Origin of the sequence: Microbacterium karelineae (assembly GCF_009745985.1) — a bacterium.
In the GTDB taxonomy this organism is placed as follows: Bacteria; Actinomycetota; Actinomycetes; order Actinomycetales; family Microbacteriaceae; genus Microbacterium; species Microbacterium karelineae.
Genome location: NZ_WFIX01000191.1, coordinates 224,375 through 245,430 on the forward strand (window position 1 = coordinate 224,375; position 21,056 = coordinate 245,430).

Sequence of the window (21,056 nt, forward strand, 5' to 3'; positions counted from 1 at the left end):
CGGGCGCCGCCGTGAGGCCAGCCTATCGCCGGTCGGGCGCGCCGCCGTGCGCGTGTGTCACTGGAAGACGACCTGCGTCGCCGTGAACCCCTGCACGTTCAGCCAGAACACCGCCGTCACCGCGAGGCCGACGAGCAGCATCAGGATGAGCTTCCACGCCTCGCGACCGCGGCCGATGAGGACGGCGATGACGAATGTCGCGATGGGGACGATGATCGTCATGATCATCGCGATCCACGACACCGGCGTGAGGGATCCGCCGATGGCCGACGCCGTCTGCGCCATGACGACGAGATAGCTGATGCCCGCCCAGATGGCGTAGGCGTAGAACAGCCCGAAGATCCCGGCGATCGTCGCCGTGAACCATGCCGGCGCCGTGCGGCGCGTGTGCGTGCTCATCGGCCGATCACCCCCACCATGACGAAGGGCCACGGGATGAGCAGGACGACGCCCGCCCCGAGCCAGAGGAAGCGCTGCCAGGCCCGCTTGCGCCGCGTGGCGGCGAGCGTCGTGAGGAACCAGAGGGCCGGCGCGGCGATCGCGAGCACCATGCTGCCCCGGAACATCACGTCGGCGACCGTCTCGGTCGCGGTCTCGATCCAGTCGCGCAGGCGCAGGGTGCCGAGGATCCAGCCGACCGTCCAGAGCGCATAGACGCCGCCGAGCACCCCGTACGCGACGAGCGCGACGCTGCCGCCGCGGGCGGGCGCGGGATCCGGCTCGGCCGGGGCCTCGTCCGACGGCTCCTCCGCGGCAGGATCCGGCTCATCCGCCGGCGCCGACGCGGCATCCGGCTCGACTTCCGGCGTCGCGTGCAGCGTCGGGTCGTCGTCTCCGTCCCAGCGGAGGCCGTCGTCGTCGCGGGAGGTCATGCGGGTCAGTCCTCGTCCGAGCGCTTGCGCCAGCGGATCCCCGCGTTGATGAGCCCGTCGAGGTCGCCGTCGAAGACCTGGTCGGGCTGCGACATCTCGAAGCCCGTGCGCAGGTCCTTCACGAGCTGCTGGCCGTAGAGGAAGTAGGAGCGGATCTGGTCACCCCAGCTCGCCGTGATGTTGCCGGCGAGCTCCTTCTTCTTCGCGGCCTCCTCCTCCTTCTGGAGGAGCAGCAGGCGCGTCTGCAGGAGGCGCATCGCGGCCGCGCGGTTCTGGATCTGCGACTTCTCGTTCTGCATCGAGATCACGATGCCCGTCGGGAGGTGCGTGATGCGCACGGCCGAGTCGGTCGTGTTGACCGACTGCCCGCCGGGGCCCGAGGAGCGGAACACGTCGACGCGGATGTCGGTCTCGGGGATCGTGATCTCCTGCGCCTCCTCCATGAGGGGGATCACCTCGACCGCGGCGAAGCTCGTCTGGCGCTTGTCGGCGGATCCGAAGGGGCTGATGCGCGCGAGGCGATGCGTGCCGGCCTCGACCGAGAGCACGCCGTAGGCGTACGGCGCGCTGACCTCGAAGGTGGCCGACTTGATGCCGGCGCCCTCGGCGTACGACGTGTCGAGCACCTTGACGGGATAGTCGTGGCGCTCGGCCCACCGCAGGTACATGCGCATGAGCATCTCGGCGAAGTCGGTCGCGTCGTCGCCGCCCGCGCCCGAGCGGATCGTCATGACGGCGGCGCGCTCGTCGTATTCGCCGTCGAGCAGCGTCTGCACCTCGAGGTCGGCGATCGTCTTCTCGAGGGCGGCGAGCTCGACGCGCGCCTCCTCGGCCGTGTCCTCGTCCTCCATCTCATTCGCGAGGTCGACCATGACCTCGAGATCGTCGAGGCGCTGGCCGGCGTTCTCGATCTTGCGGACGGCGGCCTTGCGGTGACTGAGCTGGCTCGTCACCTTCTGTGCGTTCTCCTGATCGCTCCACAGATCCGGGTCGGCGGCCCGCTCCTCGAGCTTCGCGATCTCGGCGCGCTGCGCGTCGACGTCGACCACCTCGCTGATGTTGTCGAAGGTGGTGCGGAGGGCCTGGATGTCGGCGGAGAGATCGAGTTCAAGCATGGCGTCTCAGCTTATCGCGATCGGCGGCTCGGGATGGCCGCGCGGTAGCGTGACACGCGATGAATGATGATTCCGCCTCGCGCGGCGCCGGGGCCGACGCCATCCGCCGCTACTGGCCGATGATCTATGCGCCCACCGCCCTGTACTCCATGGGCCAGGGCGCGGTCGTGCCCGTCCTGCCCTCGATCGCCGCCGCCCTCGGCGCCGACCTGGCGGTCGCCGCGCTCATCGCGGCCGCCCTCGTGGTCGGCCAGCTGTGCGGCAACCTCCCGGCGGGATCCCTCGTGGCGCGCCTCGGCGAGCGCCGCTCGATGATCGTCGCCACGGGCGGATCGCTCGTGGGCGTCGCCGCGATGCTCCTCGCGCCGCATATCGCGGTGCTCGGGCTCGGCACGTTCCTCGTCGGGATGTGCGCGTCGGTGTTCGCCCTCGCGCGGCACGCCTTCATGACGGCCCGCGTGCCGTACGCGCGGCGCGCCCGCGCGCTCGCCCTCGTCGGGGGATCCTTCCGCCTCGGCACGTTCACCGGGCCGCTCGTGGCGGCCGCCCTCATCTGGGCGACGGGATCCGCGCACGCGACGATCTGGTTCTTCGCGGTCTGCCTCGTCGGGATGGGCCTGCTAGTCGCATTCGGGCCGGATCCGGAGGAGCGCGCGCTCGCCGCCGAGCGCGCCGCGCGCTCCGCCCGGCAGGACGAGTCGGACGCGGAGGACACGGGCGAGCCCGTGACGGGATCGATCCCCACCGCCGAGCGCGTCGGGCTGTTCCGCACGATCTGGGAGCACCGCTCGGTGCTCTCGCGGCTGGGTCTCGCGGCGGCCTCGCTCGCGTCCGTGCGCGCAGGACGCCAGGCGGTCCTCCCCCTCTGGGGTCTGTCGATCGGGCTGGATCCGGCGAACACGGCGCTCATCGTCGGCATCGCCGGCGCCGTCGAGTTCTCGCTGTTCTATGTGAGCGGTCAGGTGATGGACCGCTTCGGCCGGATCTGGGCGACCGTGCCATCTCAGCTGCTCATGGGGCTCGCCTTCGTGAGCCTCGCCTTCACGCACGAACTCGACATGGCCGCCATGTGGTTCGGCGTGTTCGCGATCGTCGTGGGCGTCGGCAACGGCCTGTCGGCGGGCGCGCTCCTGACGATCGGATCCGATGTCGCGCCGGCGCGCAACACACCCGCGTTCCTCGGCGCGTGGCGCACACTGACCGACGGCGGCGCCTCGGTCACGCCGCTCGTCGTCTCGGGCGTGACGGCGCTCGCCTCGCTGTCGGTCGCGACGGGGCTCGTCGGCATCATCGGCCTGCTCGGGGCGGTCGCGTTCCTCCGCTGGGTTCCGCGGTATCTCCCCCGGCGCTGATCACCCCGCGAGGGCGGCGCGGCTCGTGCCCGTCGCGGTGAGGGCGACGCCGTCGGGGACGAACACCGCGAGGAGGAAGGGCTCCCACGTCGACGCGACCGTCGCGCGCGCCGTGGATCCGCCGACCGCGTCGAGCGCCGCGAGCTCGGCCTCGACGGGCGACACGGCGATGACCTCCTCCGCCTGACTGCGCGCGGCGTCCGGGTCCAGCTGGAGCGTCACCTGGTCGCCCGCGACGACGATGTCGAAGCCGTCCGATGCCGCGAGCGCCGCGGCGTCGGCGAGCGCGTCGATGCGCTTCTGCGCGAGGAAGAGCGACGTCGCGTTGACGCAGAGCAGCACGACGGCGAGCGCCAGCGTCGCGTAGCCCACGATCAGGGGCAGCACGCTGCCGGTCTCGTCCGATGCGATGTCGGTGCGCATCAGCCCTCCGCGAGGCGTTCGACGCGGTAGACGCTCGTCGCGTCCACGGGGATGCTCATGGCCTCCGCGAGACCGAAGATCTCGGGCACGAGCGGGAGCGGGGCGGTGTTCCCGACGGTGACGACGATGGTCGTCCCGGCCGCCGGGCAGTCGGCCGCGGCGGGCACGCAGTCGATGCTCATCTCGAGCGTGGCGGCGTCGAGGCCGTAGGCGTCCGCGACGGACTCGCGCACCAGCTCGGGGGTCACCTCGGCGCCCGACGCGACCGTCCGGGCGACGAACCGCGCGGTCGCCTCCGTGCCGAGCGCCGCGTTCTGCACGGCGCCCAGCGCGACGACGAGGTACACGATCGGGACGAGCAGAATGAGGCCCGCCGCGAGGAACTCGAGCGAAGCGCTGCCGCGGTCGGACGGATCATCCGTGGATCTCGACGGGAGCACGCGCGGTCACCGCCGATCCCTGAGGGATGCCGAGCAGGCCGACGATCGGCAGCGTCGCGCCGAGGGTCACGGTGACCATCTCGATGCCGTCGCGCGAGGCGCGTGAGATGTGCGCGGCGTCGACGATGTCGCCCCCGAGGGCGAGGACGACGACCTCGCGCGCACGATCCTCGGCCTCTGCATCGCTCGTGTCGGCGAGGGCCGCGTGATAGGCGGCCTCGACGGCGGCGTCCTGCACGACGTTGCGCGCATAGACCGCGAGGCCGAGCTGCAGGACGGCGAGGGTGAGCGCCGAGAGCAGGACGCTCACGAGCACGAACTCCGCGGGGGCGGATCCCCGCTCGCCCGCCGGATCCTCCCGAACCATCACATCCCCGTGACGCGATCCATCGCCTGCTGGAACAGGCCCGTCAGGGCGGGCCCGGCGAGGGCCCAGACGGCGACGACGATCGCCGCGGTCATCAGCGTCACGAGCACCCAGCCGGGGATGTCACCGCGTTCCTCCTCGTGGAGATCGCCCCACGCGGTGCGGAGGCGGATGGCGGCGCGGTGTGCGCGGGTGGCGAGTCGGTCGAACATGGGGGTTCCTTTCGTGGGGTGTCAGAATCCGAGACGGAGCATCGTGATGCCGGGGAAGATGGCGAAGAGGACGGAGAGCGGCAGGAGGCCGAACACGAGGGGGATCATCATGAGGATCTCCTTGCGCCCTGCCGTCTCGATGAGGGAGCGCTTCGCGTCCTCCCGCGCGTCGGCCGCCTGCGCCTGCAGTGTCTCGGCGAGCGGCGAGCCGCGATCGATGGCCGCGACGGCGTGATCGATCGCGCGGGTCAGCACGGGCACCTGGAGGCGCCGTGTCATGGCGGTGAGCGCGTCGGCGAGCGTCGAGCCAGTGTCGACCTCGACGGCGACGGCGCGCAGCTCCGTCGTGAGCTCGCCCGTCCCGACGCCCGCGACGCGGCGCACGCTGCCGAACACGCCCTCGCCCGCCGAGAGGCACAGCGCCAGGAACTCGAGAACGGTCGGCAGCTCCTCCTCGATGCGGGCGATGCGCGCCCGCGCGCGTGACGTGAGGATGACGTCCCGCGCGACGGCGCCCGCGATGGCGCCGACGAGCGGAAGCGCGACCGCGGGCGCGGTGAATCGCCCGGCGAACGCGACCACGACCACGAGCGCGGCCCCGGCGCCGCATCCGGCGATCGCCCATGCGAGCTGCTGGCCGCGGAACGTCGCGACGTCGCCCCCGCGGCCCGCCTGTGCGAGGCGGCGCTCGAGCGCGTCGGAACCGCCCGCGAGATTCGCGAACCTCCCCTGTGCACGGTTCCACATCGAGCGCAGCCCGCCTGCGAGGGCCTCGGTCGGATCGCCCAGCACGGTCGGCAAGGTCGTGCCCGCGGGATCCGTGACATCGCGGATGTAGGGGGCGAGGCGGTGGATGAGGGCGGGCGCCCGCCACGACGGCAGCGCCGCCGCGATGCACCAGAGGCCGACTCCGAGCGCCCCGCCCAGCAGCACGGCGAGGGCGAGCTCGGTGGGATGGATCATGCGAACCACCTCCGCGGCTCCGGGAGCCGCCCGATCCGGAGCATGACCCGATACGACACGAACGAGACGACCGCTCCCACGCCGATGAGCGCCATGCCCGTCGGCGACGCGTAGGCCTCCGCGCCCTCGGGACGCAGTGACAGCATGCCGAGGACGACCCAGGGCGCGACGACGCCGAGGACGGCTGCGCCGCGCGTCCACGACTGGCGCGACTCGACCTCGCCGCGCAGCGTCGCATCGGAGCGGATCGAGGTCGACAGCGCGCGCAGGACGGGCACGAGCTCTGTGCCGCCGACCTCGCGCGCCATGCGGAGCGTCTCGATGATCCGATCCGCCATGGGATCGGCGAGCGTCTGCTTGAGGCGGTCGATGCTCGACGGGAAATGTCCCGACGCGCGCATATCGCGGTCGAACTGCGCGAAGGCGGGGCGCAGCGACGCGGGCGCGGACTCGCCGAGCACCGCGACGGCGTCCGGCAGCGCCAGTCCCGCGCGGACGGATCCGACGAGAAGATCGCACACATCGGGCCAGAGCGCGCGCCGCTGCCGGACGAGTCGCGCGGACCGGGACCGAAGCCAGACGACGGGGGCGAAGGCGGCCGCCGCACCCGCGAGCAGGGCGAGGGGCGCGGCGCCCGTCGCGAGCCAGGCGATCGCCGAGGCGAGCGCGGCGCAGGCGAGAATCGCGACTCCGAGCACGCGCGGGGCGACGTGCGCGTGCCCTGCCGATTCGAGCAGGGCCGTCGCACGGCGCGAGAGCGCGCCCGCCCGCGCCTCGCGGACGGCGCGCTCGCCGCGTGCGCGCGGCCACAGCCACGGCGAGGACGCCAGCAGCAGCCCCGCGCCGAGCAGCGCGCCGAGGAGGAGGATCATGCCGCCCGCTCCGTTCGTCTGAGCGGGCGACGGTCGTCGCGCGGGCGCTCGGCGGGCGCCCGGAACACGGATCGCGCGACGGCGACCCCGTCCGAGACCTCCCCCGTCGGGGCGAGGACCTCCTCGACGTAGCGCTCGCCCTCCGGCGTGCGGGCGCAGTGCACGACGAGGTCGAGCGCGCTGGCGACGGCCGGCAGCACGAAGTCACGGTCGATGTTGCGCCCGGCCAGGAGCGGCAGGGCCGACAGCTTGACGAGGGCATCGGCCGCCGAGTTCGCGTGGATCGTCGCAGCGCCCGGCAGACCCGTGTTGAGCGCGAGCAGCAGGTCGAGGGCCTCGGCATCGCGCACCTCGCCGACGACGAGCCGGTCGGGCCTCATGCGCAGCGCCTCCTTCACCAGGCGGCGCAGCGTGATCTCGCCCGTGCCCTCGAGGCTCGGCTGGCGGCCCTGCATCGCAACGAGGTCGGGGGCATCGATCGACAGCTCGAACGTCTCCTCCACGGTGACGATGCGCTGCTGGGGCCGGCAGGCCGAGACGAGGGCGCCGAGGAGCGTGGTCTTCCCCGCGTGGGTGGCGCCCGACACGAGGATCGACCGCCCCTCCCGCATCGCCTCCCCGAGCGTGTCCGCCAGGCCGCGCGGCATCGAGCCGAGCGCGACGAGCCGGTCGAGCGAGCGCACACCGGGCAGGAACTTCCGGATGTTCACGGCCCAGTGGCCGCGCGCGATGCCCGCGAGCACGACGTGGAGGCGGGATCCGTCGGGAAGCGACGCGTCCACGAACGGCTGGCTCACGTCGATACGGCGCCCCGTCGTGTGCAGCATCCGCTCGACGAGGTCGCGCACCTGCTCGTCGGTGAGCTCGAGGGGCACGCGCTCGGACACACCCCCGCGCGCGACGAACACCTCGCCCGGCCCGTTGATCCAGATCTCCTCGATCTCGTCGTCGTCGAGGAGCGGCTGCAGCGGGCCGTACCCCGCGACGGAGGCGACGACGACCTGCGCCGATGCGTCGATGTCGTCGATCGGGCGGGATCCACGGGCCAGCGCATAGTCGTTGTGCCGCCGGATCTCGGCGATCGCCAGGCGCCGCACATCGGCGGCCGCCACGTCACGGCGCTCCAGGACCGACTGGTCGCTGCGGATGCGCTCGCGGACGCGATCGACGATCTCCTGCTGCTCGGGACTCACCCGGCCAGCGTTGCAGAAATCGGCGATCAGCCTCGAAAGTTATCCACAGGCGGGGATTTCCCACCCCTGACCTGGTATTTCAGGGACGCGATCCGCGCACGGCCTCGACGATCCGCTCGGCGCCGGCCTCGATGATCTCGAGCGTCTCGTCGAAGCCGTCGCGGTCGCCGTACCAGGGGTCGGCGACATCGCGCGCGGCCGTGCCCGGCACGAACTCCATCCAGAGACGCGTGCGCTCGGGATCCGCGCCGCGGCGCACGAGGGCGTCGCGGTGCCGCTCGGTCATGGCGAGCACGAGATCGGCCGCCACGTCGTCGGTGTCGCCCACCCAGCGCGCGGCGCGCTCGGGTACGGCATAGCCGCGCGCCGCGAGCGCATCGGCGGCGCGCGGGTCGATCGGGTTCCCGACCTCCTCGGCGCTCACGCCCGACGAGACGACCTCGACGTCGAGCCCCGCCGCGGCCAGCCGGTCGCGCAGCACGACCTCGCCCATCGGCGAGCGGCAGATGTTCCCGGTGCAGACCACGGCGATCGTCGAGATGCTCATCCGCCCAGCGTACGGTGGTGCGGGCGGCGGGACTCGAACCCGCACAGCCGAGGCCACAGGAACCTAAATCCTGCGTGTCTACCAGTTTCACCACGCCCGCAGGATCCTCAGTCTATGAGGCTCACTCACGTCCCGCGTCTGACGTGGGCCTCGTCCGACATGTCCTCGAGCTCCATCCCCTTCGTCTCGGGCACGCGCCACAGCACGAAGAAGAACGACAGCAGCGCGAAGAACGTGTAGAAGCCGTAGGCGAACGTCAGGCTGATGTCGCTGAAGACGGGGAACGTCGTCGAGATGAAGAAGTTCGCCAGCCACTGGGCCGCGGCCGCGACGGCGAGGGCGCTCGCGCGGATCTGATTGGGGAACATCTCCCCCAGCAGCACCCAGACGATCGGCCCCCACGTCGCGCCGAAGCCGACGATGAAGAGGTTCGCGGAGATGAGCGCGATCACCGACCACGGCTGGCCGAGTGCCACCTCGCCGTCGATGACCGTCGCGAACGAGAACGCGACGGCCATCATGCCGAGCGAGAGCGCCATGAGCAGGGATCCGAACAGCAGCATCACCCGGCGGCCGACCTTGTCGACGAGGAGGATCGCGACGATCGTCGTCGCGATGTTCGTGATGGATCCGATGACGCTCGTCAGCATGGCGCTCGACTCGTCGAAGCCGACCGACTTCCAGAGCGTCGTCGAGTAGTAGAAGATCACATTGATGCCGACGAACTGCTGGAACATGCTCAGCAGGATGCCGACCCAGACGATCGGCTTGAGGCCGAGCGTGCGCCCGACGAGATCCCTCAGGCTCTCCTTCTCGGTGTTGTTCAGCGAGCTGCGGATCTGGCCGATGCGCCCCACGACGTCGATCTCGCCCGTGTAGGTCTCGAGGACCTTCGCGGCCTTCTCCTCGTCGTGGCGCAGCACGAGGTAGCGCGGCGATTCGGGCAGGCGCAGCGCGATCAGGCCGTACACGAGGGCCGGGATCGCCTCGGCCATGAACATCCAGCGCCAGGCCGGGAGGCCCGCCCACAGCACCTCGCCCGCGCCCCCGCTGAACGCGGCGAGCATGGCGTTCGACAGGAGCGCGACGAAGATGCCGGTCACGATCGCGAGCTGCTGCAGGGATCCGAGCCGGCCGCGCACGCGCGCGGGCGATACCTCGGCGATGTACGCGGGCGCGATGACCGACGCGGCGCCGACGCCGAGCCCTCCCACCACGCGCCAGATGATGAGGTCGACGACGCCGATCGCGAGGCCGGACCCGATCGCCGAGATGAGGAAGAGGGCGGCCGCGACGATCATGACGGGGACGCGCCCGTACCTGTTCGCGATCGAACCGGCGAACCACGCGCCCGCCGCGCAGCCGAGCAGCGCCGTCGACACGGCGAAGCCCTTCACGACGGCGCTGAGCGCGAACTCGTCGGCGAGCGCGTCGACCGCGCCGTTGATGACGGCGGTGTCGAAGCCGAAGAGGAATCCGCCGAGGGCGGCGGCGATCGCGATGCCGATCACCTGCCCGTGGATGCGTGGTGCTGCCGATTGCGTCATCTCACCGCTCCTTCGCGTCCTGCGAGAGCGTCTCCGTCGACGCGCTCATGCTGTGACAGTAGCGGCATCGCCCCGGCCGCGACAGCACCCGCGCGTGTCGGCGTCAGACCCGCACGAGATCGATCGCCCCGCGCGCGATATCGGCCTTCTCGACGCGCACTCGGATCACGGTGCCCAGCTCGGCGGAGCCCGGAACCGTCGCCGTCACGAACGGATCCGCGATCTGCACCCGCGTGCCGCCGCCGGTTCGGGCGACGGCGACGGCGTCGAACGCGTCGCCGATGCGGCTCGACAGCACGGCGGCCTCCACGCGGTCGACGCAGCCGTTCTCGAGGCGGCCCGCGAGCGTTCCCGTCCTCTGCATGATCGGAGGCAGCTCCTCCAGCGCATCGCGGGCCCAGCCGGGCACATCCCTCCCGTTCGCCTCGGCCTCGCAGATGGCGAGCACGTATCGATCGACGAGGCGCCGCAGCGGCGCCGTCGCGTGCGCATAGGGCGCGCCGATCGCGGCCTGCTCGATCTCCTCCGGCGGCTCGCCGTCGAACGCCGCGTAGCCGGCGCCGCGGAACAGCGCGGTCGCGGCGTGCATGATCGCGGAGGTCACGGGATCCGCCCTGTCGAGCCCGCGCAGGTACGCGCCGTAGTCGACGCCCTCGCCCCACGGCCGGCCGAGCATGCGGGCGCGGCGCCGGAACTCGGCGATCGCGTCGTCCTCGGGCCGCGGCATCGTGCGGAGGATCCCGACGCCCGCATCGAGCATGAGGCGCGCCGCCTGCATGCCCGTCATGAGCGAGACCTGCGCGTTCCACTCCTCCACGTCGAGCGAGATTCGGGCCCGCAGCACGTAGCGGCCGTCCTCCTCGAGCACCTCCTCCTCGGGAACGCTGAGGCTGGCTCCGCCGCGGGCGGCCTCGAGCCCGACGCGCAACGGCCCGATCTCGGCGAGCAGGGCGATCTCGTCCGGGGCGGATCCGTCGTCGATCGCGGCCTGCGCCTCGTCGTAGGTCCAGCGCCGGACCGACCGCACCCACGCGCGCTCGAGCGCGGTCTCCGCGACGCGGCCGTCGGCGGCGAGCGCGAAGCGCCAGACATACGCCCGGCGCCGTTCGTCGGGCAGCAGCGAGGCGCCGTCGTGCGCGATCGGATCCGGATGCAGCCCCGTGGATCCGTCGGGCGCGTACAGCGTCTGGCCGCGCTCGCGCGTCTCGCGATCGAGGGCGCCTCCCGGCGCGACGAACGCGGCGAGGTCGGCGATCGCGTAGCGCACGACGAAGCCGTCGCCGTCTCGCGAGAGGTGCATCGCCTGGTCGAGGTCACGGGATCCCTCGGGATCGATCGTGTGGAACGGAAGATCCCCGAGGTCGACGCGGGCGGCGTCGGATCCGTCGACCGCCTCACTCGCCGCGACGACCCGCTCGGCCTCGCCCACCGCCTCCGGCGGGTACGCATCGGGAACCCCGATCTCGGCCCGCAGCGCCGCGAACGACTCGGCGAGGGCGGCGGCGGACGGCGACAGTCGAGCGGAGCGCGCGGTCATGCAGCCAGACTACAAAGAGTCCGCAGTTCCTCATCGAGTCCGCTGCGATTCACGCCGGACTCGGCGAAGACCTGTGGACGCGCGGCCTACAGCGTCTTGAGGAGCGGCACGAGCGCCTCGAGGGCGCGGGCGCGGTGCGAGACCGCGTTCTTCTCGTCCGCCGTGAGCTCGGCCGCTGTGCGATCCGATCCCTCGGGCACGAAGATCGGGTCGTATCCGAATCCGCCCTCGCCGCGCGGCGCCGTCGCGAGACGCCCCGGCCAGATCCCCTCGACGGTGTGCTCCGCGCCGCCCGGCGTCACGAGCGCGACCACCGAGGTGTAGTGCGCCGACCGATCCTCGGGCCGCGCGAGATCCGACAGCTGGTCGAGCAGAAGCGCGAGGTTGGCGGCATCGTCCTTGGCGTGCCCGGCCCAGTAGGCGGAGAACACGCCGGGCGATCCGCCGAGCACGTCCACGCACACGCCGGAGTCGTCCGCGAGGGCGACGAGGCCCGTGTGCGCCGCGGCGGCGCGCGCCTTGATGAGGGCGTTCTGCGCGAACGTCGTGCCGTCCTCGACCGGCTCAGGGCCGTCATACCCGACGACCTCGACGTCGGGGCGCACGCGCGAGACGATGCCCTGCAGCTCGGCGACCTTGTGCGCGTTGTGCGTCGCGAGGACGATCCGCGTCACAGGGCCGCCCCGAGGGCGCTCTTCTGGATCTCGGTGAGGTCGGCGCACCCCTGCGCGCCGAGCTCGAGCAGGCGGTCGAGCTCGGCCTTGTCGAACGGCGCGCCCTCCGCGGTGCCCTGCACCTCGATGAACTTCCCGGATCCCGTCATGACGATGTTCATGTCGGTCTCGGCACGGGAGTCCTCCTCATACGGCAGATCGAGCATCGGTGCGCCGTCGATGATGCCGACCGAGATCGCCGCGACGCTGTCCGAGAGCGGCGTCGCCTTCTTCGCGATGAAGCCCTTCTCGCGCCCCCATTCGATCGCGTCGGTGAGGGCGACGAACGCGCCCGTGATCGACGCCGTGCGGGTTCCGCCATCGGCCTGCAGGACGTCGCAGTCGATGACGATCGTGTTCTCGCCGAGCGCCTTCGTGTCGACGACGGCGCGCAGCGCGCGGCCGATGAGGCGCGAGATCTCGTGCGTGCGACCGCCGACCTTGCCCTTGATGCTCTCGCGCGTCGAGCGCTCGTTCGTGGCGCGCGGCAGCATCGCGTACTCCGCCGTCACCCACCCTTTGCCCTTGCCCGTGAGCCAGCGCGGCACGCCGTTCGTGAAGCTCGCGGTGCACAGCACCTTCGTGTCGCCGAAGCTGATGAGCGCAGAGCCCTCGGCCTGCGCGCTCCAGCCGCGCTCGATCGTCACAGGGCGGAGCTCATCGGGGGTGCGTCCGTCGGCACGCGTGGTCATATCGGATCCCTTCGGGTCGTCTTCAGGAGGTGAGGCCTGTGGTGCCGCGCAGTTCGCGGAGGTCGATCTGGCCGGTGCGGACGAGGCGCACATCGCGCACCTCGGCGCCCAGCAGGCGGTTGGCGAGAGCGACGAAGCCTGTGGAGTCGGCCCCCGTCGCCTCGTATGTGTGGGTCGGGATCGCATCGGGACCCGCGAGGAGGTCCCGCGCGACGAGCTCGCGGAAGACGTCCTTCGCCGTCTCCGTGTCGCTCGAGACGAGCGACACCTCCGATCCCATGATGTAGCTGATCGCGCCCCTGAGGAACGGGTAGTGGGTGCAGCCGAGCACGACGGTGTCGACGTCCGCATCCTGCAGCGGCGCGAGATACTCGGCCGCGACCGCGAACAACTCCGGTGACTGGGTCACGCCCGATTCGACGAACTCGACGAAGCGGGGGCAGGCCGCCGGGAACACCTCGATGCCGGGGCTGATGCGGAGCATGTCCTGGTACGCGCCGGATCCGATCGTGCCGGCCGTGCCGATGACGCCGATGCGGCCGCTGCGGCTCGTCGCGATCGCCGTGCGCACGGCCGGCCGGATCACCTCGACGACGGGCACGTCATAGCGCTCGCGCGCGTCGTGCAGGAGCGCGGCGGACGCCGTGTTGCACGCGATGACGAGCATCTTCACGCCCTGCTCGACGAGCGTGTCGAGCACCTCGAGCCCGTAGCGACGCACATCGGCGATGGGCTTCGGCCCGTACGGCGAATGCAGGGTGTCACCCACGTAGAGGAGGGACTCGCGCGGCAGCAGATCGCGCACGGCGCGCGCCACGGTGAGTCCGCCGACGCCTGAATCGAAGATCCCGATCGGCGAGTTGTCCACCCCTCCACCCTACGCGCCGCGCCCGCGGGCTCGCCGCTAGAGTGGCGTGCATGTCTGCCTCGACGGCGCTCCTGACGGACCGCTACGAACTCACGATGCTCGACGCCTCCCTCCGGGACGGCACCGCGCACCGCCGCTGCGTCTTCGAGCTCTTCGGGCGTCGTCTCTCGGGCGGGCGGCGATTCGGCGTCGTCGCCGGCCAGGGACGCCTGATGAGCCTCCTGCGCGATTTCCGCTTCGGCGACGACGAGCTGCGCTTCCTGCGCGACGAGAACATCGTGAGCGCCTCGACAGTCGCCTACCTCGAGGGGTACCGCTTCGGCGGATCCATCGAGGGCTACCGCGAGGGCGAGCTGTACTTCCCCGGATCCCCCCTCCTCACGGTCGAGGGGAGCTTCGCCGACGCCGTGATCCTCGAGACCCTCGCCCTCAGCGTCCTCAACTACGACTCGGCCGTCGCGACGGCGGCCGCCCGCATGAGCGTCGCGGCCGGCGAGCGCCCGCTCGCCGAGATGGGATCCCGCCGCGCCCCCGAGCACGGCGCAGTCGCGGCGGCGCGCGCCGCCTACATCGCCGGCTTCACGGCCACGAGCAACCTCGAGGCGGGCCGCACATGGGGCGTGCCGACGATGGGCACGGCCGCGCACGCGTGGACCCTGCTGCACGACACAGAGGTCGATGCCTTCCGCGCCCAGGTCGACGCGATGGGCGCCGGCACGACGCTCCTCGTCGACACCTACGACATCCCCGAGGGCGTGCGCCGCGCCGTCGAGATCGGCGGACGCGAGCTCGGCGGGGTGCGCATCGACTCGGGCGATCTCCCCCTCGTCGCCGCGGCCGTGCGCGATCAGCTCGACGAGCTGGGGAACACGCGCACGCGGGTCACCGTGACGAGCGACCTCGACGAGTACGCGATCGCCGCGCTCGCGGCCTCACCCGTCGACGCGTACGGCGTCGGCACCTCGCTCGTGACGGGATCCGGCTATCCGACGGCGGGGCTCGTGTACAAGCTGGTCGCGCGCGAGAACGCGTCCGGCGAGTGGGTGTCGGTCGCGAAGAAGGCGCAGGACAAGGGATCGCGCGGCGGCCGCAAGACGGCGTATCGCCGCATCGACCACGGAGTCGCGACCGCCGAGGTCGTGCGCGTATCCGACGCGCTCCGCGTCGAGGCGGGTCCCGCGCCCGATTCGGACGACCGGCCGCTCGTCGTGCCGTTCGTGACGTCAGGCGAGTTCGACGCGGGCCACGAGGGCCCGGCCGGCGTCCGCGCCGCGCGCGAACATCACCTCGCGGTGCGCCGCGAGCTCCCCGTGCACGCCCTCGCGCTCAGCAAGTCGGATCCCGCGCTCCCGACGATCGCCGCGACCCCCTGACACCCGACGAGGCGGTCCGCGCCGGTGCGGACCGCCTCGGTGTCAGACGACGTCACTTCGTGAGCGACTCGTAGATCTCCTTGCACGTCGGGCAGACGGGGAACTTCTCAGGGTCGCGCCCTGGGGTCCACTTCTTGCCGCAGAGGGCCCGCACGGGCTTGCCCGTGATCGCCGACTCCACGATCTTGTCCTTCTGCACATAATGACTGAAGCGCTCGTGATCACCCGGATCGTGCGTCTGCTCCTCGATGAGCTCTTCGAGTTCGCGGTCGAGGACGGAGGTGCCGCCCCGGTCGGGGCTGTCGAGTGGCGTGCTCATGCTCCGAGTGTAAAGGGATTCGGGGCCCCGTGGACCCGTGCGCTCACGCCGCGCGACCCACCTCGACGAGCCGGTGGCCCCGCCGATCGAACACGAGGGCGCCGAGCAGCACGCCGACGATGAGGACGCCGACGCCCGTGAGGGCGCCGCGCAGCAGCACCTCCTCGTCGCGGACACCGGATCCGGTGAGCACGGCGAACGCGGGGATCATCGTCGGCACGGCGATCGCGAACGTCGCGAGCAGGACGATCCCGGGCGCGATCGCGCCGCGCGCGCCGATGCGCTGCGGCTGGCGGAAGGGGCTGTCGCCCGGGCGCGCCACGGCGTAGGGCCAGGCCGCCGACGAGATGCTCGACAGGCCGAGTCCCGAGAGGAACAGCGCGAGGGCCACGCCGATGAGCGTCGGAAGGTGGTCCCATGCTCCCGCGAAGGACGCTGTCAGGGCGATCGCGGCGGACAGCATCGGAATCGCGATGAGCGTGATCGGGACGAGCCTGCCGGCCCGATCCGAGACGCCGCGCACACCGGAGACGAGGTGCAGCCAGAGCGCCTCCGAGTCGTATGCCAGGTCGTTGTGCGCGATCCACCCGAGGAAGCCCGCGATGATCGGCAACGGGACGAGCGCGGCGATGTCGGCCGGAACCCCCGCGATGAGGAGCGGCACCACAGGCGCCAAGCCCGCGACGGGCACGATCGCCACGTTCGCGAGGTGGCGCACATCGGTCGCCCAGTAGAGGATCCCGCGCGCCCCGATCATGCCGGCGGCGGTCCGCGGCAGGAGCCCGAGCCAGCCGAGGCCCGCCTGCTGCTGCGATCGGCTCGCCGGCGGCGCCGAGAAGGCCCGGCGCACGGCGAGCCACCACGCGAGCGCGAGGGCGATGAGGGTCGCCCCGGCGGCGATGAGGGGCGCCGTCGGCGCCGCGCCCGACGACATGACGGCGGCGCCCGCGCCGAGCGGTGTGACCGCGAGCGCATCGGCGACGGCGCGGGCGAGAGCGGGCGCCCCCGCGTGCCACGACTCCGAGAGCGCGTATGCGACGGCGGGCACGACGATCGCGAGGGCGAGGATCCCGCCGAGCGCCGCCCCCTCGCTCGATCGCCCGCCCATGCGCACCCTGACGGCGAGCAGGTACCCGATGCGCGCGGCGAGGACGCATGTCAGGGCGTGCATCGCGGCGCCCGATGCGGCGACGCCCGGGGGCGTGCCGTGAGCCGCGCCCGTGACCGCGCATGCGATGTCGACGCACACGACCGCGAGGATCGGCAGGCTCACGAGCCCCGCGATCGCGGACGACGAGGCGACGTGCGCGGGCGAGAGCGGCAGGACGGCGAACGCGGCCGGATCCAGCGTGTCGGGCCGCGACGACGCGAACGGCGCGAGGAAGAAGCCGGCCACGACGAGAGACCCCGCGCACACGATCGCGACGCGGGCCGTCTCGCCCGGCGCGCCGGCCAGCGCGAGCGCGGCGACCGCCGCTGCTCCCGCGGCGACGGCAGTGGCGAGGAGCACGAGAACCGCGGCGATGCGGCCGCGCCATGCGGACCGGAACGGGTTCAGCGCGGCGGCCAACCTCAGTCGGACGACGTGTGCAGCCACTCGAGGCCGCCTCCTTCGACGCCGCCGCTGAGGTCGATGAAGCGCTGTTCGAGCGTCATCTCGCCGCGCACCTCGTCGACAGTCCCCTCCGCGAGCACCTGACCCGTGACGAGCACGGAGATGCGCGTGCACATGCGCTCGATGAGGCTCATGCTGTGCCCGGAGAGGATCACCGTGCCGCCGCCGTCGACGTACGCCCGCAGGACGTCGAGCAGCTTCTGCGACGAGACGGGGTCGACCGACTCGAACGGCTCGTCGAGCACGAGCAGGCGCGGGGCGTGGATCATGGCGCACGCGAGCATGAGCTTCTTCGTCATGCCCGTGGAGTAGTCGGAGACGGCGCGGCCGAGCGACGGCACGAGATCGAATGTCTCGGCGAGCTCATCGGCGCGCTCGCGCACGACGGCGGAGCGGAGCCCGCGCAGGGAGCCGACATAGTGCAGCAGCTGCCTGCCGGAGAGCCGGTCGAACGTGCGCATGCGATCCGGCAGCACACCCATGAGCCGCTTGGCATCGCGCGGGTGCCGGATCGCGTCGACGTCGAATACGCGGATCTCGCCGCGATCGGCGCGGAGCAGACCCGAGATCATCGACAGCGTCGTGGTCTTGCCCGCGCCGTTGGGGCCCACGAGCCCGTAGAACGATCCGGCGGGGACCGTGAGGTCGATTCCGGCGACGGCCGGCTCACCGCGGTAGGTCTTGACGACGCCGCGCAGCTCGAGGGCGAGGTCCTCATCGCCGCCCGTTGCGTGCGCGGCGTCCGTCGTGGCCGATGCACCGTCGCCCGGACCCTCGGCCTCATCGAAGCGCCGCGCCGCCTCCCCCGCAGACTCACCCGGCTTGGGCGGCGCCGGCGTCAGCTCGACGCTCTCCGCGCCCGGCGCACCGTCCTGGTGCACCGACGCATCCTTCTCCCCCGACGCAATCGTCACCCGTCCAACTTATCAACCATGAGGGGCGACCCCGAGCGCCGCGCGGAACGGCCTCCTTCGAGGCGGAAACCTCCCGATCCGCTCCGAGATCCCGGGTTTCCCCGGCACACCCAGGTATCATCACGGGAGACCAGGGGTGAATTCCGCGTGAACCTGCCTCGACGTCGGAGTATCCGACTCACAGGCCGCGGGGTTCTTCGGGCCCACGCCCCCACCCAGATCAAGGAGCTCTCGCATGACCATCAACACCGTCATCCTCGCCGCCGGCATGGGAACCCGTCTCGGACGCGCGCTCCCCAAGTCGCTCACGACGCTCTCCGACGGCCGCACCATCATGCAGCAGCAGCACGAGAACATCCGTGCCGCCTTCGGGTCCGACGCCCGCATCACGACCGTCGTCGGCTACCGTGCCGAGACGATCATCGACGCGTTCCCCGATGCCGACTACGTGCACAACGAGCGCTACGACCAGACCAACACCTCCAAGAGCCTCCTGCGCGCCCTCGCGGCGACAGGTCGCGGCGGCGTGCTGTGGATGAACGGCGACGTCGTGTTCGACCCCCGCGTCCTCGGCCGTGCGACCGCGATGGTCGAGCGCGAGCAGTCGTTCGTCACGGTGAACACCTCGCAGGTCAGCGACGAGGAGGTCAAGTACACGCTCGACGCGAACGGCTTCGTCGACGAGCTGTCGAAGACCGTCGTCGGGGGCATCGGCGAGGCCGTCGGCATCAACTACATCTCGCGCCACGATAAGCGTGCGCTCATGATGAAGCTGCAGCGCGTCGACGACCAGGACTACTTCGAGCGCGGGCTCGAACTCGCGATCGCCGAGAACGGCGTGCGCGTCGCGGCGATGGACATCAGCGACCTGTACGCCGTCGAGGTCGACTTCGCCGAGGATCTCGAGCGCGCCAACGAGGTTCTCGCGTAGAGCAGACCGCTCCAGGAGGCGTCGCCGCTCCACGACTCGCCCGACGACCCACGACATGGTCCCCGGCACGCTTCGCGTGTCGGGGCTTCGTCGTATGGTCACGGCATGCCGCCGCTTTCCGCACCCGAGGCCCGATCCGCCGCGCGCCCGACGCCGTGGCGCACCCGACGCGACGGTGCGCACCCCGTCGTGACGAACATCTCGGGTGAGCCGCTCGAGTACGCGCGGGCGATCATCCGGGCGGGCGACCGCGTGACGACCGAGCGGTGGGGAGTCGTCCTGCCGGACGACGCGAACGAGATCTGCCTCTGCGGCCTCGATCCGTCGGATCTGTGCGTCACGCTCAGCTGGCGCCGCGCGGGCGTCGACGAGGAGCTGCTGTGGCAGTTCGTGCTGTGACGGCGCCGGTCAGTAGATCCCGCGGTTGCGCCGGCGCGTCGAGATCTCCGTGTAGCCGTAGGGATAGCGCCCGTTCTGCAGATCCGCGGGATCGAGCCCCGTGACGAGCTCCCCCACGTCGATCTCGAGCGCCGTCGCGATCTGCAGCAGCGTCGAGATGGTCGGATTGCCCTCGCCGCGCTCGATCCGCTGGAAGTTCGTGAGGTCCATGTCGGCGCACTCCGCCAGGGCACGCGCGCTGACTCCCGTTCTCGCACGGTGCTGCGCGATGCGCCGCCCGACCTCGGCGGACACGGCGGAGTGCTTGGGAGCCATCCCCCGATCGTGCAGACGACACGGCTCACATGCCTAAGGCTTCGTGCCGTGGCTTATATGCCACCCCTTCGATGCCCCATGGGGGCGCCGGTGCCCGCAGGCGACGCTCAGCCCGATACGGGCCTCTCCCGCTCCGCCCACTCGTCCCGGCGCGCCATCAGCCGATCGATCGCCGCGTGGAAGCGCTCGGTCGGGGCGCCGGGGCTCGTGTCGCCGAAGTAGTGGCGCACCCAGTGCGCGAGCCGCCCCGACGTCTCGGGATCCTCGCTCACGCGCGTGATCTCCGAGACGATCTCGGGCGCCTTCTCGGACGTCAGCCACTCGCACGCGCCCAGATAGCCGCCCTCGTCGACCGCGGCGGCCGGATCCGCGGGGCGCGTCACCATGAGGGGCTTCCCGGCGGCGAGCCGGTCGTAGACCATCGCGGAGATGTCGACGACGGCGACGTCGGCCGCCGCGAGCTGCCATCCGAGCTCAGGGCCGTCGTCGTAGACGTGCTGCGCGCCGGCGTCCCTCTCGTTCGCCGCCGCGATCGCGGCGATGATGCGCGCGTTCCCCTCACCGTATGCGGGGTCGACGACGCCGCTGCGCGGATGCGGACGATAGACGAGGCGGTACCGCGGGTCGGCGAGCAGCCGCTCCACGAGCGCCTCGCCGTGGCTCAGGATGGATCCGTAGGCAGCGGCGGGCCGGTCGCCTTCCCACGTCGGGGCGTACAGCACGACGGTGCGCTCGTCGGGCGCGAACGGCGTCTGGCCCGAATAGTGATCGGCCTGCGGACGGCCGATCTCGACGGTCCGGCGATCGAGGTCGAAGTCCCACAGGGTCCGCGAGAGCCGATCGCGCGCCGCCTCGCCCGCGATGAGCGCGTAGTCGTACGCCTTGTACTGGTTCGTGGTCATGTACATCTTGTCGGACTCGCCGTGGTTGATGAACACGTGCCACATCTCGCCATAGCGGAACATCTGGAAGTTGCGCGTGTTCTGATTCACATAGAGCACGATGGCGATGTCCTGCCGCGCGAGGAATCGCTCGATGTTCCGCACCTCGGGGACGAACGCCACGGGGAGCGCGCCGTCATCCAGCAGTGCCCTGGCGCCCGTCGCGTTCCGTGACAGGACGACGACTGGCCAGGTCTTCGCGAGTTCCCGCAGCGGGCGGTACCACTGACGCATCTGGTACATGTTCACGTCACCGTCGGCGAAGTACACGGCGATCCGGAACCGATCGCGTTCGAGGGGCCCCCTGCTCCTCACCACCTCGGTGACGGAGCGGTACGCGCTGCGGGCGCGTGCCGCCTTCCGGACGAGAGCTACGGCGTTCTTCGCGTCGTTCAGCAGTGCCACACGTCCCAGGCTATCCAGGCGACCTGGCACGACACCGTGGGATGATCGTCGAATGCGTAACGATCCCGACCCGAGCCGCGCCGGGCAGATCCGTCGGGAGGCGTCCGCCGTCGCGCAGGGATCCGGCGTGT

25 protein-coding genes and 1 tRNA gene are annotated in these 21,056 nt (G+C 71.6%); 4 read left to right on the plus strand and 22 right to left on the minus strand.

The features are described 5' to 3' along the window. Positions 1–57: 57 nt before the first annotated feature. From GB932_RS17520 to prfB, 3 genes are read right to left on the minus strand one after another with little or no spacing between them, the layout of a single operon-like run. Complete coding sequence (locus GB932_RS17520; protein WP_156761984.1) at positions 58–399, minus strand: hypothetical protein; 342 nt, start codon at positions 397–399, stop codon at positions 58–60. Continuing rightward, positions 396–872, minus strand: coding sequence for a DNA polymerase III subunit gamma/tau (locus GB932_RS17525; RefSeq protein WP_156761985.1), 477 nt, complete (start codon positions 870–872; stop codon positions 396–398). The genes GB932_RS17520 and GB932_RS17525 overlap by 4 nt, the downstream gene beginning before the upstream one ends. Before the next feature lie 5 nt (positions 873–877). After that, positions 878–1,987 (minus strand): peptide chain release factor 2, encoded by a 1,110-nt coding sequence (gene prfB, locus GB932_RS17530; protein ID WP_156761986.1) that lies wholly within the window; start codon positions 1,985–1,987, stop codon positions 878–880. Between the two features lie 59 nt (positions 1,988–2,046). Here prfB and GB932_RS17535 point away from each other — a divergent pair, with 59 nt between their 5' ends. Further along, entirely contained in the window at positions 2,047–3,339 is a 1,293-nt protein-coding gene (locus GB932_RS17535) for an MFS transporter (RefSeq protein ID WP_231916288.1), read from the plus strand. Here GB932_RS17535 and GB932_RS17540 read toward each other — a convergent pair whose 3' ends face one another. The 14 genes from GB932_RS17540 to murI all read right to left on the minus strand — a co-directional run bounded on the left by GB932_RS17540 (position 3,340) and on the right by murI (position 13,713). Further along, positions 3,340–3,762, minus strand: a complete 423-nt coding sequence (locus tag GB932_RS17540) for a pilus assembly protein TadG-related protein (RefSeq protein WP_156761987.1) — start codon at positions 3,760–3,762, stop codon at positions 3,340–3,342. Continuing rightward, on the minus strand, positions 3,762–4,202 hold the full coding sequence (locus tag GB932_RS17545) for a TadE family protein (protein ID WP_156761988.1): 441 nt from the start codon (positions 4,200–4,202) through the stop codon (positions 3,762–3,764). Before GB932_RS17545 ends, GB932_RS17540 begins: the two co-directional genes overlap by 1 nt. Beyond that, entirely contained in the window at positions 4,177–4,569 is a 393-nt protein-coding gene (locus tag GB932_RS17550) for a TadE family protein (RefSeq protein WP_156761989.1), read from the minus strand. Before GB932_RS17550 ends, GB932_RS17545 begins: the two co-directional genes overlap by 26 nt. Then, positions 4,569–4,781, minus strand: coding sequence for a hypothetical protein (locus tag GB932_RS17555; RefSeq protein WP_156761990.1), 213 nt, complete (start codon positions 4,779–4,781; stop codon positions 4,569–4,571). Before GB932_RS17555 ends, GB932_RS17550 begins: the two co-directional genes overlap by 1 nt. 21 nt (positions 4,782–4,802) lie before the next feature. Continuing rightward, positions 4,803–5,744 (minus strand): type II secretion system F family protein, encoded by a 942-nt coding sequence (locus GB932_RS17560; RefSeq protein WP_156761991.1) that lies wholly within the window; start codon positions 5,742–5,744, stop codon positions 4,803–4,805. Further along, a complete protein-coding gene (locus GB932_RS17565) occupies positions 5,741–6,616 on the minus strand; it encodes a type II secretion system F family protein (protein WP_156761992.1) in 876 nt (291 codons plus the stop codon). The genes GB932_RS17560 and GB932_RS17565 overlap by 4 nt, the downstream gene beginning before the upstream one ends. Continuing rightward, positions 6,613–7,809 carry a TadA family conjugal transfer-associated ATPase gene (locus tag GB932_RS17570; RefSeq protein WP_438616722.1) on the minus strand — a complete coding sequence of 399 codons (1,197 nt, stop codon included), beginning with the start codon at positions 7,807–7,809 and terminating at the stop codon, positions 6,613–6,615. The genes GB932_RS17565 and GB932_RS17570 overlap by 4 nt, the downstream gene beginning before the upstream one ends. 79 nt (positions 7,810–7,888) lie before the next feature. After that, positions 7,889–8,356: a low molecular weight protein-tyrosine-phosphatase gene (locus GB932_RS17575; RefSeq protein ID WP_156761993.1), complete on the minus strand. Its 468-nt coding sequence runs from the start codon at positions 8,354–8,356 to the stop codon at positions 7,889–7,891. 15 nt (positions 8,357–8,371) lie between these two features. Next, positions 8,372–8,456 (minus strand) — tRNA-Leu (locus tag GB932_RS17580). A gap of 25 nt (positions 8,457–8,481) precedes the next feature. Next, positions 8,482–9,903, minus strand: a complete 1,422-nt coding sequence (locus GB932_RS17585) for a sugar porter family MFS transporter (protein ID WP_197517549.1) — start codon at positions 9,901–9,903, stop codon at positions 8,482–8,484. Between the two features lie 103 nt (positions 9,904–10,006). Further along, entirely contained in the window at positions 10,007–11,440 is a 1,434-nt protein-coding gene (locus GB932_RS17590; protein ID WP_156761994.1) for an RNB domain-containing ribonuclease, read from the minus strand. An 86-nt stretch (positions 11,441–11,526) separates the two neighbouring features. Continuing rightward, complete coding sequence (gene rdgB, locus GB932_RS17595; RefSeq protein ID WP_156761995.1) at positions 11,527–12,114, minus strand: RdgB/HAM1 family non-canonical purine NTP pyrophosphatase; 588 nt, start codon at positions 12,112–12,114, stop codon at positions 11,527–11,529. Beyond that, complete coding sequence (gene rph, locus GB932_RS17600; RefSeq protein ID WP_156761996.1) at positions 12,111–12,845, minus strand: ribonuclease PH; 735 nt, start codon at positions 12,843–12,845, stop codon at positions 12,111–12,113. Before rph ends, rdgB begins: the two co-directional genes overlap by 4 nt. Positions 12,846–12,867: 22 nt before the next feature. Continuing rightward, positions 12,868–13,713, minus strand: coding sequence for a glutamate racemase (gene murI / locus GB932_RS17605; protein ID WP_156761997.1), 846 nt, complete (start codon positions 13,711–13,713; stop codon positions 12,868–12,870). 50 nt (positions 13,714–13,763) lie between these two features. Here murI and GB932_RS17610 point away from each other — a divergent pair, with 50 nt between their 5' ends. Next, positions 13,764–15,086, plus strand: coding sequence for a nicotinate phosphoribosyltransferase (locus GB932_RS17610; protein ID WP_156761998.1), 1,323 nt, complete (start codon positions 13,764–13,766; stop codon positions 15,084–15,086). Positions 15,087–15,138: 52 nt separating this feature from the next. On the opposite strand, the gene GB932_RS17615 is transcribed toward GB932_RS17610, so the two are convergent. Genes GB932_RS17615 through GB932_RS17625 form a run of 3 tightly spaced genes read right to left on the minus strand, consistent with a single transcriptional unit; the run spans position 15,139 to position 17,934 of the window. Beyond that, positions 15,139–15,405, minus strand: a complete 267-nt coding sequence (locus GB932_RS17615) for a DUF3039 domain-containing protein (RefSeq protein ID WP_156761999.1) — start codon at positions 15,403–15,405, stop codon at positions 15,139–15,141. Between the two features lie 43 nt (positions 15,406–15,448). After that, complete coding sequence (locus tag GB932_RS17620) at positions 15,449–17,002, minus strand: hypothetical protein (RefSeq protein WP_156762000.1); 1,554 nt, start codon at positions 17,000–17,002, stop codon at positions 15,449–15,451. Further along, entirely contained in the window at positions 16,978–17,934 is a 957-nt protein-coding gene (locus GB932_RS17625; RefSeq protein ID WP_156762001.1) for an ABC transporter ATP-binding protein, read from the minus strand. Before GB932_RS17625 ends, GB932_RS17620 begins: the two co-directional genes overlap by 25 nt. A gap of 235 nt (positions 17,935–18,169) precedes the next feature. On the opposite strand from GB932_RS17625, the gene GB932_RS17630 reads away from it, so the two are divergent. Further along, the gene (locus GB932_RS17630; RefSeq protein ID WP_156762002.1) at positions 18,170–18,865 is read left to right on the plus strand and encodes a phosphocholine cytidylyltransferase family protein; all 696 of its coding nucleotides are present in this window, start codon (positions 18,170–18,172) and stop codon (positions 18,863–18,865) included. Positions 18,866–18,970: 105 nt separating this feature from the next. Then, positions 18,971–19,264, plus strand: coding sequence for a hypothetical protein (locus GB932_RS17635; RefSeq protein ID WP_156762003.1), 294 nt, complete (start codon positions 18,971–18,973; stop codon positions 19,262–19,264). 9 nt (positions 19,265–19,273) lie between these two features. Here GB932_RS17635 and GB932_RS17640 read toward each other — a convergent pair whose 3' ends face one another. Beyond that, positions 19,274–19,579 carry a helix-turn-helix domain-containing protein gene (locus GB932_RS17640; RefSeq protein ID WP_156762004.1) on the minus strand — a complete coding sequence of 102 codons (306 nt, stop codon included), beginning with the start codon at positions 19,577–19,579 and terminating at the stop codon, positions 19,274–19,276. Between the two features lie 107 nt (positions 19,580–19,686). Then, a complete protein-coding gene (locus GB932_RS17645; protein ID WP_156762005.1) occupies positions 19,687–20,925 on the minus strand; it encodes a CDP-glycerol glycerophosphotransferase family protein in 1,239 nt (412 codons plus the stop codon). Between the last annotated feature and the right edge of the window lie 131 nt (positions 20,926–21,056).

Bases quoted from the DNA above. Each gene is read 5' to 3' on its own strand.
- GB932_RS17585 (WP_197517549.1), bottom strand. From the start codon at position 9,903: ATGACGCAATCGGCAGCACCACGCATCCACGGGCAGGTGATCGGCATC.
- GB932_RS17555 (WP_156761990.1), bottom strand. From the start codon at position 4,781: ATGTTCGACCGACTCGCCACCCGCGCACACCGCGCCGCCATCCGCCTC.
- GB932_RS17560 (WP_156761991.1), bottom strand. From the start codon at position 5,744: ATGATCCATCCCACCGAGCTCGCCCTCGCCGTGCTGCTGGGCGGGGCG.
- GB932_RS17610 (WP_156761998.1), top strand. From the start codon at position 13,764: ATGTCTGCCTCGACGGCGCTCCTGACGGACCGCTACGAACTCACGATG.
- GB932_RS17525 (WP_156761985.1), bottom strand. From the start codon at position 872: ATGACCTCCCGCGACGACGACGGCCTCCGCTGGGACGGAGACGACGAC.
- GB932_RS17520 (WP_156761984.1), bottom strand. From the start codon at position 399: ATGAGCACGCACACGCGCCGCACGGCGCCGGCATGGTTCACGGCGACG.
- prfB (WP_156761986.1), bottom strand. From the start codon at position 1,987: ATGCTTGAACTCGATCTCTCCGCCGACATCCAGGCCCTCCGCACCACC.
- rph (WP_156761996.1), bottom strand. From the start codon at position 12,845: ATGACCACGCGTGCCGACGGACGCACCCCCGATGAGCTCCGCCCTGTG.
- GB932_RS17535 (WP_231916288.1), top strand. From the start codon at position 2,047: ATGAATGATGATTCCGCCTCGCGCGGCGCCGGGGCCGACGCCATCCGC.
- GB932_RS17630 (WP_156762002.1), top strand. From the start codon at position 18,170: ATGACCATCAACACCGTCATCCTCGCCGCCGGCATGGGAACCCGTCTC.
- GB932_RS17550 (WP_156761989.1), bottom strand. From the start codon at position 4,569: ATGGTTCGGGAGGATCCGGCGGGCGAGCGGGGATCCGCCCCCGCGGAG.
- GB932_RS17590 (WP_156761994.1), bottom strand. From the start codon at position 11,440: ATGACCGCGCGCTCCGCTCGACTGTCGCCGTCCGCCGCCGCCCTCGCC.
- GB932_RS17615 (WP_156761999.1), bottom strand. From the start codon at position 15,405: ATGAGCACGCCACTCGACAGCCCCGACCGGGGCGGCACCTCCGTCCTC.
- GB932_RS17635 (WP_156762003.1), top strand. From the start codon at position 18,971: ATGCCGCCGCTTTCCGCACCCGAGGCCCGATCCGCCGCGCGCCCGACG.
- GB932_RS17565 (WP_156761992.1), bottom strand. From the start codon at position 6,616: ATGATCCTCCTCCTCGGCGCGCTGCTCGGCGCGGGGCTGCTGCTGGCG.
- GB932_RS17575 (WP_156761993.1), bottom strand. From the start codon at position 8,356: ATGAGCATCTCGACGATCGCCGTGGTCTGCACCGGGAACATCTGCCGC.
- GB932_RS17640 (WP_156762004.1), bottom strand. From the start codon at position 19,579: ATGGCTCCCAAGCACTCCGCCGTGTCCGCCGAGGTCGGGCGGCGCATC.
- GB932_RS17540 (WP_156761987.1), bottom strand. From the start codon at position 3,762: ATGCGCACCGACATCGCATCGGACGAGACCGGCAGCGTGCTGCCCCTG.